Source organism: Rodentibacter sp. Ppn85 (assembly GCF_001999335.1).
GTDB lineage: Bacteria > Pseudomonadota > Gammaproteobacteria > Enterobacterales > Pasteurellaceae > Rodentibacter.
In genome coordinates this window covers 13,379-25,460 of the sequence record NZ_MLHS01000062.1, presented here as the reverse complement: position 1 = coordinate 25,460, position 12,082 = coordinate 13,379, and the positions used below count along the sequence as shown (strand labels likewise).

Below are 12,082 nucleotides of genomic sequence, written 5' to 3'. Positions count from 1 at the left end.
AAAGAGCGGTCAATTTAGCGCTTATTTTTGATTTTTCATATTTGAGAAAATATTCGCAAGTATCGGGCCGGATACATTGTGCCAAAAACTGAATAATGCACTGGGTACGGCTGCAATTGGATGAAAATGTGCCGCTGCGAGCGCTGCTCCTAAACCGGAATTTTGCATTCCTACTTCAATAGCAATCGCTTTACTATCCGCAGTATTGAGCTTGAATAGGCTTGCCGCTAAGAAACCGATTAAATAGCCTAAGCAGTTATGTAGAACGACAACGCTGAAAATTAATAAACCGGATTCAACGATTTTATCCTTACTTACCGCAACGACAGCTGCCAGAATTAAAACGATTGAAACAACGGAAATAAGAGGTGTAATTTTGCTTGCCTGTACAATAATATCTTTAAATAAGGCACGAATGACCAAACCTAAGAAAATTGGGAAAAGAACCATTTTTAATACCGACATAAACATTGCGGAGGCGTTAATATCTAACCATTGGCTTGCCAATACGAAGAAAATTGCAGGAGTAAGCAATGGGGAAAGCAATGTTGAGATTGTTGTACAAGCCACGGAAAGTGCGGTATTACCTCTTGCAAGATAAGTCATCACATTAGAAGATGTTCCGCCCGGGCAAGAGCCGACTAAAATGACTCCCACCGCTAAATCCGAAGGCAGATTAAACACTTTGGCAAGTAAGAATGCAATGGCAGGCATGATAATAAATTGCCCTGCAACCCCAATAAATACCGCCTTAGGATGTTTTACGACCTCACTAAAATCATTGAAAGTGAGAGTAATTCCCATACCAAACATAACTAAACCGAGCAAGTAAGGGATGTAGGGCGCAAAAATTTTGAATTCGGTAGGGAATAAGAAAGCAAGAATAGCGAAAACAATTGCCCATAAAGCAAAAGTTTTGCTGACAAATTGAGTGAATTTAAGCAATGTTTGCATGGATTTTCCTTGTTGTCATGTAAATAAAAGAAGGATTGATTCTAAAGATGTTTTTCTTTCAAATCAATCATCCATAGTAGGGCGAACCCATGAGCTTTCATCAAGTAATCTGCCAAAATGACTTTCTACCAAACGTTCTGTTATGGTTGTTTGGGGCTGACAAAATAGCTCCTTAGGTTTACCATACTCAACCATTTTTCCTTCATCCATCACTAATACATTATCTGCAATATGTTTAATCAAGCCTAAATCTTGTCCGACATAAATATAAGCAACCCCGAGGCGAGCTTGAAGATCGAGAGAAAGATTCATTAGTTGGGCGCGAACGGATGAATCAAGGGTACTGAAAGTATCATCTATAATAATAATTTCCGGTTCTAAAATAAACGCTCGGGCCAGCGCTACCCGTTGCTTTTGACTGACGGAGAGATTTTTAATTTTTAAATTAGTGTAATCGGGATAAAGCCCCACCATTTGGAGAGTTTCAAAAATTTTTTGATTGCGGCTTTCTTCATCCCAATCCGTTGTTAAACGAAGAGGTGTGTCTAAAGCTTGTCCGATATTTTGGCGAGGATTAAACGCAGAATTCACATCCTGGAACACCATACGAATGTGTTGGGTGCGATAGTGCGAATCCTCAAAATTAAGCGTGACGCCGTTAAACTTTATTTCACCTGAAGTTGGCTTTATCATACCTGCAATCATTTTGACCAAGGTGGATTTCCCCGAACCGTTTTTACCGATAATTGCGAGAGTTTGTTTTTGTTCAAGATTAAAATTCACTTTTTCTACGGCATTAAACACTCTTGAACCAAACCAATGGGCAGGATCATTAAAAGTTTTAGACAATTCAATTACTTCCAATAATGGCATAAATTATTCCTTACTTTGCTCGGTGGATAACGTTAGCGGTGAATTGGCTAATGTTTCTTTTAAACGTTTTTCCCTAAGATTAACTGGAAAATGGCAGGAAAACTCATGTTGTTTAATTCGATGACGGGTAGGTTTTTGCATACATTCTTTTTGTGAAAACGGACAACGAGGCCCAAAGCGGCAACCCATAGGCATTTGTTCTAAGAGCGGTACTGTACCTTCTAATGTTCCCAATTTTGTTTTAAAACCAAGAGGTTCGGTAAAATCCGGCACAAAATGAATTAATGCTTGAGTATAAGGATGATGAGGGGATTCCAACAATGTTTGAGTCGGTGCCGATTCGGCATTTTGACCACAATACAGCACAGACATTGTGTGGCAAAGATCGCTAATGCTACGAATGTCGTTGCTTGCTAGAAGAATACTTGTTCCCTGATTTTGATTCATACTGGAAAGCAAACGGAAAACTTGATTTGCAGTGATAGATTCTAAAGTATTGGTTGGTTCGTCAGCGATTAATAAGCGTGGTTGATTCGCCACGGCAATCGCGATCATCACCTTTTGCCCTTCACCTTCCGTAAGATCGTTCGGATAGCTTGCCATAATTTCTTGATGATTTTTTATTCCGACACGATGTAATAATTCGATAGCGCGGCGTTTTTTCCAACCGAACCAATTCCACCATTTTCCTCGATATGTCCAGTTTGGAATGGTTTGAATGAGTTGTTTTCCAATTTTTTGGCTGGGATCTAAACAGGTAAGCGGATCTTGAAAAACCATGGAAACTTCTTTTCCAACGAGTTTTCTACGCTGCGCCGGTGATAATTTTAAGAGTTCTACATCATTGAAGCGAAAGCGATCTGCCGTGATAATCCAATCTTCTTTTATTGAATTTGCAATGACTTTTGCAATCAAACTTTTTCCTGAACCTGATTCGCCCACTAACCCCAAAACTTCCCCTGTGTTGAGAGTTAAATTCACCCCGTCAACGATTTTAATTTTGCCGTTTGGCGTTTTAATTTCAATGTTTAGATTACGAATATCCAGTAGTACCATAATTATTGATAATATTGGTTAATGGCTTTACATAAGCCGTGGGTAAACAAAATACTTAATAAAATAGTAATAATAATTGCAAAACCCGGAAGTAATACCGTCCAAGGTGCAAGATGAAGAAGCTCCAGCGAATCTTTAATCATTGCCCCCCATTCGGGCGTTGGGCGTTGCGCGCCGAGGGAAATAAAGCTCAAAGCGGTAATGTCTAAAATGGCAGTGACAAAAGCTCGTGAAATTTCTTGAATGTAAGTCGCGGTAATATTCGGCAAAATAGTGCTGCGCAACAATTCAATCTTGGAAATACCGTCAAGTTTTAGAATAACCACGTATTCTTTTTTTAGCTCTTGTTGAACTGCTTGGTAAATGGTATGAATGAAATAAGGCAGCACCGCCAATATGGTCGATACCATTGCATTCATTAAACTGGGTTCCATAAAGGTAGAAATAATGATAGCAATTAATAAAATAGGGATTGATAGAAAAGCATCAAAAATATGTCCGAGAAAACGCGCTTTAATGCCTCCCGACATTCCGGCTAAAATGCCTAATGTACCGCCGATAATTGCCACGAGACAAACAACAATGAGTGAAGAACCAAGCGTATAACGCGTTCCCATAATAACTCGGCTCAATACGTCGCGGGCAAGATCATCCGTACCGAAAAAAAAGGCGATTTGCCCTTTTTCTACCCAAGAAGGCGGCATGAGTTCTTGCCCGACAAACTCCATACTATCGCTATAAGGAGCGATAAAAGGGGCGAAAAGAGCGGTCAAAATTAATAGAAAAAATAAGTAAAAGCTGAATAAGGCGATACGGTTTTTACGAAACTGTAACCAAATTTGATAAATTGATGTGCTTTCACGAAATTCATCAGATTCTTTATCTTGCATACCAACCTTTCTTATTAAACGGATCGAGAATAAACATCAGAGTTTTTGCCAAAGTATCAAGGCTGATAATACAAATTCCCAATGTAATTACACCGGCCGAAATACTGTTGTAGTCTTGATTGCTTACCGCATCAATAAGCCAACGCCCTATACCCGGCCAACCGAGGACGGTTTCAACCAACATACATTGTGTGATAACCAATGTGAATACGCGCGTAATTTGCGGTACCAATAAGGGAAAAGTATTTCTAAAAACATATTGTTGTAAAATTTTCCATTTTGACCAACCACGAGTTAGAGCGGCTTTTGTATAATTTTGTTGCAGGATATATTCTACACGTTGCTGAATAATGCGGATAATTTCCATAGTGGGCAAAATACATAAAATCAGTGTAGGCAACGCTAAATGTTGTAATACGCTTTGCACAATTTTTATGCGATAGGGCTTATCTACGAACCATACATCAATCACTGGAAAGCCGCTAATCGGTTTAATTTCATAAAGTAAATTATATTGTCCCGTGGCGGAGATTTCCCAGCCGTAAACCGCTGCAACATAAAGTAAAATCGGCGCAAGCCAGAAAACAGGGATAGATAAACCCACATAAGAGAGAGTTTGCAGGCTTTTTGAAAAAATACCCTGATTATTAACCGCACTTAGAATACCAAGAGGAATACTTAAAATTAAAGCAAGCAGAAGTGCGGTGAAGCAAAGTTCCAAGGTGGGCGGCAATACGGTAAAAATCAAGGATTTTAAAGATTGCCCGCCATTATAAGTAATACCAAAATCACCTTGTAACAAAGAGCTAAGATAGTGAAAGTAAGCATTATAAATACTATTTGTGACAAGAGCCGAATTAAGCGGATCACGCATTAAAATAGCAAAGCTGAGTAAGGTTAAAATACATAATAATAAACAAACCCAAAGGAGATGACGTAGCGCTGACCACAACATTATTTCTTATCCTTTGCAAAATAGAGTGTCGAAAAATGCATACTGCCAAAAGGGCTCATTTGCACACCTTTTATATTGCCGTTTGCTACTATAAAGCGTTTCGCACTGGCAATGGGCACAATCGGTAACTCTTTTAATACTAGATCTTGTGCAAGATTATAATTCTTCGCACGTTCTTGTAATTGTGTGCTGGAAAGAGCATTGTCCATAAGTCGATTAAATTTAGGATTGCACCAGTTGGATAAATTCGTGATGTCATCTTTAGTATCACAGCTTAAAATTGGGCGCATAAAACCATCGGGATCTAAATCTCCGGCAAGCCAACCGGTGAGAATCATATCGTAATCTTCCGTTTTTTTAGCAAGCTGATCGAGTAAAAATACTCGTGTAACCGACCGCACTTTTACCTTCACACCGGCTTGAGCTAAGTCCCATTTAATGAGTTCTGCCATTTTTAGAGGGGAGGGATTATACATCTGTTCTTCATTTAATACCCACATATTCAGATGAAGATTTTTGCCCGATAGTCTATTTTTCGCCGATTTGGGGGCGTAATCAAACTCAAATTCAGGCGTATTTACACTGGATGCCCAAGAAACATTAGGAATAATATTATTCGCTACAGTAGCCGTGTTGTGATAAATATTGCGTATGATGCGTGCGCGGTTAATACTTTGAGAAATTGCTTGGCGAATTTGCTCATTTTGCATAAGCGGCTTATTAAAATTAAATGCGAGATAGGAAAGATTCATCCCATCGGTCGATTGTAAATAATAACGTTCGTCATTATCGTGTAACATACCTAATTGACTTACTTCCGGATAAGCCGCAATTTGGCATTCATTATTGAAAAATTTGATCAGCCTAGTGGTTCGCTCGGTAGATAAATCAACCAAAATGTGTTTGATTTTAGCATCCTTGTTCCAATAGTTGTCGTTGCGCAATAGTCTAACGTATTGATTATACACATAGTTTTGTACCTGGTAAGGCCCTGTGCCGACAGGGTGGGTATCCAATTGTGCAAGATTATTGTCCGCATTTAATTGATAAGCATATTCTTGCGAGAAAATAATCGCATATTGGCTGGCAAGATGAGACAAAATAGAGGAGTCCGGCTCAAATAACTCAATTTTTACTTGGTAAGGATTTACCTCAGTAATAGATTTTATTTTTTTGTTTAATTTTATGCTGTCAAAATAGGGAAAGCGTACTTTTTTGGCCTGCTCATGAAATATGCGATATTGCGGATTTTTATCATACTCCAAATTATCTTGATCTAAAATCGGCAAATAGGTGTCATGTCCGAGTACGCGGTTAATGGAAAATACCACATCTTCCGCATTAAAATTACGGGTTGGAGTAAACCATGGTGTATGGTGAAATTTTACTCCTTTACGGAGATTAATTAAAATCTCTTTGCCGTCGGGTGAAACAGAATAAGATACCGCTAAAGAAGGAGTAACGGTTGCACTGTGATTTTTTATTTCAAACAGCTTATTATAAATTTGTTCCGTGACTACGTTCATACTAGTGCCGGCATCCGCAGTTTGCGGATTAAAAGAGAAACCCGATACATTGGTACAATAAATCAAACCGTTTTCCGTTAAACTTTCCGGCACACGCGGTGCGGCTTGAACTTGCGCAAACAAGCCCATATTTAGTAGAAGGCAGAAAAATATTGGATTTCTACGTAACATAATAAGTGCGTTATGGTAAATTATGGCGCAGATTGTAAGATATATTAGTAAAAATGGCTAGGCTATTGAATGTTGAACATATTCTCAAAAGAGCTCAATCAAATAATTAATCGCGGATTTGACCGCTCGTTACGCCTTGCAGTAACAGGGTTGAGTAGGAGTGGCAAAACCACATTTATCACTAGTCTGATCAATCAACTTTTATCCGTTAATCAAGTTTCACAAAACACTTTACCTTTATTTGAGGCTGCCAATGGAGCGATTATTGCGGTAAAGCGTGTGCCGCAACAAAATTTAAACGTCCCTCGTTTTGATTACGAAGCCAATTTAACCGACCTTTATCGAAAACCACCTCAATGGTGTCAATCTACAATAGGTGTGAGTGAAACACGTTTAGCCATTCGTTTTCAGCGTCAGTCAGGATTACTCCGCCACCTGAAAGAGCGTGGAACACTCTATTTGGACATCTTTGATTATCCGGGGGAGTGGCTGTTGGATTTGCCTTTGCTACATTTGGATTTTGCACAATGGTCATTAGAGCAAGCGCAAATTCATCAAGGAATGCGCGCCGAGCTTACTCAACCTTGGCTGGAAGATGTAAAAAAATTAGATTTAAGTGCGGTTGTTAATGAAGATGTTTTAGCAAAACTTGCAAAGGCTTATACGGCGTATCTTCATCAATGTAAAGCACAAGGGATGCAGTTTATTCAGCCGGGCAGATTTGTTTTACCGGGCGAATTGGATGGTGCCCCGGTATTGCAGTTTTTCCCGTTACTTCACCTCACGCAGACGCAATGGAAAACCCTTAAAAAAGAGGCAAAACCAAACAGCTATTTTGCCGTATTGAATAAACGTTATGATTATTACCGCAATAGCGTGGTGAAAGGGTTTTACGAAAATTATTTTTCAACCTTTGATCGCCAAGTTATTTTGGCGGATTGTTTAACGCCGTTGAATCATAGCCGCCAAGCGTTTTTAGATATGCAGACGGGGCTAAATCGGTTATTTCAAAATTTTCATTATGGTAAACGGAATTTTTTGAACCGTTTGTTTTCTCCGCGTATTGATAAATTAATGTTTATTGCTACGAAAGCGGATCATATCACGAGTGAGCAAATACCGAATTTAGTGAGTCTGATGCGACAATTAGTGCAAGAAGGCGGTCGTCATGTGGAGTTTGAAGGCATTGACACGGAATACACGGCAATTGCGGCAATTCGTGCTACGAAGCAAGTCATTGTGAATCAAAACGGTAAACAAATTAGAGCGATTCAAGGCATACGCAGTAAAGATAAGCGGTTAATTACCCTTTATCCCGGCAGTGTGCCGAGCAAATTACCGAACCAAGAATTTTGGCAAAAACAACCGCACTTTGCAGAAAATGCGCCGCATTTTGAATTTGACAGTTTTGACCCGCAACCGCTTGAACAAGGTGAGACAATCCCCCATTTGCGTATGGATGCCGTGTTGCAGTTTTTGTTGGGCGATCGGTTTGATTAAGTTCGCTGAAACGGCTTTGCGATCTCGCTTGTGAGGCTATCCAACATGTCATAACGTTTGCGATACATTGAGCGTTTTTTACTGGCAATGTCTTCTAACGGTTTACGTTCAATATCGAGGGGAAGTTGCCAATAAGGATCTTGATAAATTCCTTGGTTTTCTTGCCAAAATTCATCATAGTTAAATAGGATTTTACTTCGTGCGGATAGGCGATATTTACCTTGAAATTTGTGTGGAATACCGACCAAATCACATTGCCAATGTTTGGCTAGCTCGCGGAATACGTGCATCAACATAAACATCGGACGAACTCCGTGTAAATCTTTCGTTGCTTGTTTGATTAATTCTTGTGTGTTTCCGCGGCTAGGGCCTTGTATGGAGCTAATCAACAATTTATTTGGCGCTAAAAACGTGAATGACGCATCATAAATTCGTTCGTGATTTTGATTACGGATATTGATGGCAAAGTAGCCCTCAAAAGGGTCGATAAAATTTAGACTTAAATTTAGGGAAAGATCATCAGTTAACTGGCTTAATAAAATGACTTGCTCGTTAAGTAATGTTGTACAGAACGGTAACCCCCATTTTTGTTCGGCAATTTGCAGATTTTGTGTTATAGCCGTAAAACGTTGGGAAGCGGAAAAACGTTTATCGCAATAAGTGATTAAAAGCGGATTAAAACGATAATAATCTTGTGTAAAAAGAGCTTGCCATTGAGGAAAATTATTTAAAAAATCAATAAGCTGACGGCATTGTTTTTTGTAAATAAAACTATAGGCATAATAACGACATTTCTCGCGCAACTGTTTTGCTAATGGGCGATCTTTTGAATAAGGGTACATTTGAACATAAGTTGGAAAGGAAATATTAGTTGGTATTGCCATTTTGAACACGATATTAGTTAAAAAGTCACACTTATGTGACGATGGAACGGAAAAAATAGGGCTTATTTTATAATGGAAAAACAAATTTTCAACCAATATGATGAACCGACGGTAGAACGCTTTCAGCCAAAGCAAGAATTTACCAATGTAGAAACTATTTTGGACGAACCTTTAGAAGGGGAATTACTTGATGAACAATTTGATCGGGCAATGAAACCACAATCAAAAGGTTGGAAAACGGTGTTAAAATTTACCGCAGTTTTATTTGGAGTTGCAACCGTGGCGCAATCGGTACAGTGGGTTTTGACAAGTTTTCAAAATCAACAATGGATTTATTTCGCATTTTCTCTTGTCAGTTTGGTTGTTGTGTTGTTTGGTGCGAAAGAGATCGTGGGCGAATGGCGGCGTTTAATCTATCTGAAAAAACGTGAAAAATTACAGCAACAAAGTCGATTACTCCAGCAGAAAAGTGCGGTCAAAAATGCGGATGTTTTTGCAGCTGGTGGTGAGCAAGGGAAAAAACTTTGTTTAGAGATGGCAAAAGGTTTGCAATTAGATGAGCAATCGCCCGCTATTGTTCAATGGCAAAGCCGATTGAATGAGGCTTATTCTGCACAAGAGGTGGCACAATTATTTAGCCAAAATGTGCTTAAATCTTTTGATCTAAAAGCGAAAAAGTTGATTAGTAAAATGGCGGCGGAATCTGCCGTAGTAGTAGCGATTAGTCCGCTTTCTTTAGTGGATATGTTTTTTGTCGCCTGGCGAAATCTTCGATTAATCAACAAAATTGCAGATATTTACGGTATTGAACTTGGCTATTTGACCCGTATTCGTTTATTGCGTATGGTATTAATAAATATCGCATTTGCCGGTGTAACCGAAGTAGTGCAGGAGGTAGGTATGGATTGGCTTTCACAAGATATTACAGCAAAACTTTCCGCCCGTGCGGCACAGGGGGTTGGCGTAGGTTTACTTACCGCCCGTTTAGGGGTTAAGGCAATGGAGCTTTGTCGTCCGCTTGCTTTCCAGCCAAAAGAAAAACCAAAACTTTCACATATTCAAAAAGAACTTTTAGCGACAATTAAAGAAGTAGTATTGAATAAAAAAGTGAAAGAACAGGAATTCGTTTGATAAAGATAAAGGTTAATTAAAAAGCGTTTTACTTGTAAAAAATCCCAACTATGCTTGAGCATAATTGGGATTTTTATATCGTGAGTGGAATTTAACCTACCATTTATAAGTTAAATTCGCACTGAATCGGCGTCCTTCACCGTAGTAACAAGTGCTATAAAAACAACTTGCAACATATTTTTTATCAGTGAGGTTGGATAGGTTTGCTTGTAACTCCCAATTGTGGCTAATGCGATATTTCAACATTAAATCAGCTAAAGTTTTTGCCGGTGCTTTAATATTATCCGCTGTGCCGTTTGATGAGGTGCCGATATAACGAATTGCCGCACCGCCAATTAAATTATCAAGAAATTGATGGGTGACTTGCGCCGAAGCAGTATGACGGGGAATTAATGCCGGACGGATAACATCGCCGGTTTCTCGAATATCTTTTACGCGATTAAACGTATAACCTAATGTCATTGCGGTGTTTTCTGCAATGTTAAAATTTGCCGTAACTTCCACACCGTTACTTCTTAATTCCTTGGTTTGGAAAGCATTACCTGTCGCACTTGGCGTGAAGGCGTTATCCTGTTTCAAATCAAAGTATGCAACGGAGAACGTTCCATCAATAAAACTTGGTAAATATTTTATACCGATTTCATATTGTCTGCTTTCAGTCGGTTTATATTGTGCGGTTTCCGGCACAAAAGATTCGGAATAACTAAAATAAGGCGCAAGCCCGCTATCCGCTACATACATTAACCCGCCGGAATATGAGGTATGGTTAATTTTGTAACGCTTTTCCCCTTCTTCAGCCTTAGCCCGGTCATTGCGTATGCCGCCGGATAAATGCCAGTTACCGATTTTAACTTGATCTTGTAAGTAGAAGCCTAATTGTCGCTGAGTGACATCATAGTTTGGACGGGCGTTATTTGGCACTTGAATGCCATTATAAACGGGCGCAAGACTGTTGAGTGTATAACGTGGCGTATAGCTTGCCGGCACGGAATACGGCATATAGTAGCTGTTGTAGCTTCCTCTTGCCGTTAAATATTGATAATCAATGCCTAAGGTCAAACTGTTTTCTACATTATCGAATGTCCAGTTTTTCGTGAGGCGGTTATCAATAGAGTGGCTACGTGTGATCACCTCGTTAAATACCGCTCCTTGCCCGATGATTGGAAAAACCGTTACGCCGTTTGAGAAAGCGGATTGTTGCTTCACATCCTGCATATTGAATTTGTAATTTTGTGAGAAGGTTAAGCCCTCATCAAACTTATGGCTAAATTCATAACCTAGTGAATATTGTTTACGATTTAAGGTATCCGTTGTGGGATCGCCTAGGTTGGTACGGCGATCAATTTTCCCCAAATTAGTGTAAAGCGTTCCCTGCATTGGGAAAAATCCTGTCGTTGGCACGCCCACGTCTTTTTGTACGCTTGCTAATAAGGTGAGGGAAGTGCGGTTAGAAATATCCCAAGTCAGACTTGGCGCAAAATAATAGTTTTCTAACCACGTGCCGCGTAGTTCACCTTGTTTTTTGTTGTAATCGGCCACAAGGCGATAGCGCACATTTTCCGTCGCTTTATCGCTGATATCTGCGCTAATGCCACGTTCGTGACGATTGCCTAGTTTGAAATTGACCTCGCCTTTAGGTTCCGTAGTCGGGCGTTTAGTGATTAAATTGATCAAACCGCCACTTTGTGCCGAACCGTAGGTTAAAGAATCCGCCCCCTTTACCACTTCCACCGTTTCAACACCATACATATTCGGTGTCCAATGGCTGTAACCCGTGTTATAAACGGCAGAACCGTCAACAGTTAAACGGGTATCCATTCCCCGTATTTTGATCCAATCATTCGTATCCAGATCTGTGCCGTAAACTTGTGATAATGCCCCGGTTTCATAGCGAAGACTTGCATCAAGTTGAGTTAATGCCCAGTCTTTTAATGTTTCATCATTGAGCACGGCAATAGAACGTGGTGTCATATAGTCAACTTTACCGGTTTTGGCAATTGAACCGACTACGTTGATTTCATCCAATTCTTCGACTTTTTGCTCTTCGGCGTACGCAGAATTCATCGCAAAAATGACCGCACTTGCTAGTGCGCTGTAAACAAAGGTTTTCTTCATGTTGAGTCCTCTATGAAGGTGAATAAA

General features: G+C 39.6%; 10 protein-coding genes. 2 read left to right on the top strand and 8 right to left on the bottom strand.

Going from position 1 to position 12,082, the window contains the following annotated elements; translation table 11 throughout:
• Positions 1 to 21: 21 nt before the first annotated feature.
• The 6 genes from BKL51_RS10145 to BKL51_RS10120 form a co-directional block, all read right to left on the bottom strand.
• Positions 22 to 954: a bile acid:sodium symporter family protein gene (locus tag BKL51_RS10145; protein WP_077466563.1), complete on the bottom strand. Its 933-nt coding sequence runs from the start codon at positions 952 to 954 to the stop codon at positions 22 to 24.
• A 63-nt stretch (positions 955 to 1,017) separates the two neighbouring features.
• Entirely contained in the window at positions 1,018 to 1,827 is an 810-nt protein-coding gene (locus BKL51_RS10140; protein WP_077466562.1) for an ATP-binding cassette domain-containing protein, read from the bottom strand.
• Positions 1,828 to 1,830: 3 nt separating this feature from the next.
• Positions 1,831 to 2,883 (bottom strand): oligopeptide/dipeptide ABC transporter ATP-binding protein, encoded by a 1,053-nt coding sequence (locus tag BKL51_RS10135; protein WP_077466561.1) that lies wholly within the window; start codon positions 2,881 to 2,883, stop codon positions 1,831 to 1,833.
• 2 nt (positions 2,884 to 2,885) lie between these two features.
• Entirely contained in the window at positions 2,886 to 3,773 is an 888-nt protein-coding gene (locus tag BKL51_RS10130; RefSeq protein WP_077466560.1) for an ABC transporter permease subunit, read from the bottom strand.
• Positions 3,763 to 4,728, bottom strand: a complete 966-nt coding sequence (locus tag BKL51_RS10125; RefSeq protein WP_077466559.1) for an ABC transporter permease subunit — start codon at positions 4,726 to 4,728, stop codon at positions 3,763 to 3,765. The genes BKL51_RS10130 and BKL51_RS10125 overlap by 11 nt, the downstream gene beginning before the upstream one ends.
• On the bottom strand, positions 4,728 to 6,425 hold the full coding sequence (locus tag BKL51_RS10120; RefSeq protein ID WP_077466558.1) for an ABC transporter substrate-binding protein: 1,698 nt from the start codon (positions 6,423 to 6,425) through the stop codon (positions 4,728 to 4,730). Before BKL51_RS10120 ends, BKL51_RS10125 begins: the two co-directional genes overlap by 1 nt.
• A gap of 69 nt (positions 6,426 to 6,494) precedes the next feature.
• On the opposite strand from BKL51_RS10120, the gene BKL51_RS10115 reads away from it, so the two are divergent.
• Positions 6,495 to 7,925 carry a YcjX family protein gene (locus tag BKL51_RS10115; protein WP_077466557.1) on the top strand — a complete coding sequence of 477 codons (1,431 nt, stop codon included), beginning with the start codon at positions 6,495 to 6,497 and terminating at the stop codon, positions 7,923 to 7,925.
• Here the strand turns inward: BKL51_RS10115 and BKL51_RS10110 are convergent.
• Complete coding sequence (locus tag BKL51_RS10110) at positions 7,922 to 8,809, bottom strand: VirK/YbjX family protein (RefSeq protein WP_077466556.1); 888 nt, start codon at positions 8,807 to 8,809, stop codon at positions 7,922 to 7,924. The two genes, BKL51_RS10115 and BKL51_RS10110, sit on opposite strands and share 4 nt — an antisense overlap.
• A gap of 72 nt (positions 8,810 to 8,881) precedes the next feature.
• Between BKL51_RS10110 and BKL51_RS10105 the strand changes: the two genes are divergently transcribed.
• Complete coding sequence (locus BKL51_RS10105; RefSeq protein ID WP_077466555.1) at positions 8,882 to 9,940, top strand: TIGR01620 family protein; 1,059 nt, start codon at positions 8,882 to 8,884, stop codon at positions 9,938 to 9,940.
• A 96-nt stretch (positions 9,941 to 10,036) separates the two neighbouring features.
• On the opposite strand, the gene BKL51_RS10100 is transcribed toward BKL51_RS10105, so the two are convergent.
• Positions 10,037 to 12,055: a TonB-dependent siderophore receptor gene (locus tag BKL51_RS10100; protein WP_077466554.1), complete on the bottom strand. Its 2,019-nt coding sequence runs from the start codon at positions 12,053 to 12,055 to the stop codon at positions 10,037 to 10,039.
• Between the last annotated feature and the right edge of the window lie 27 nt (positions 12,056 to 12,082).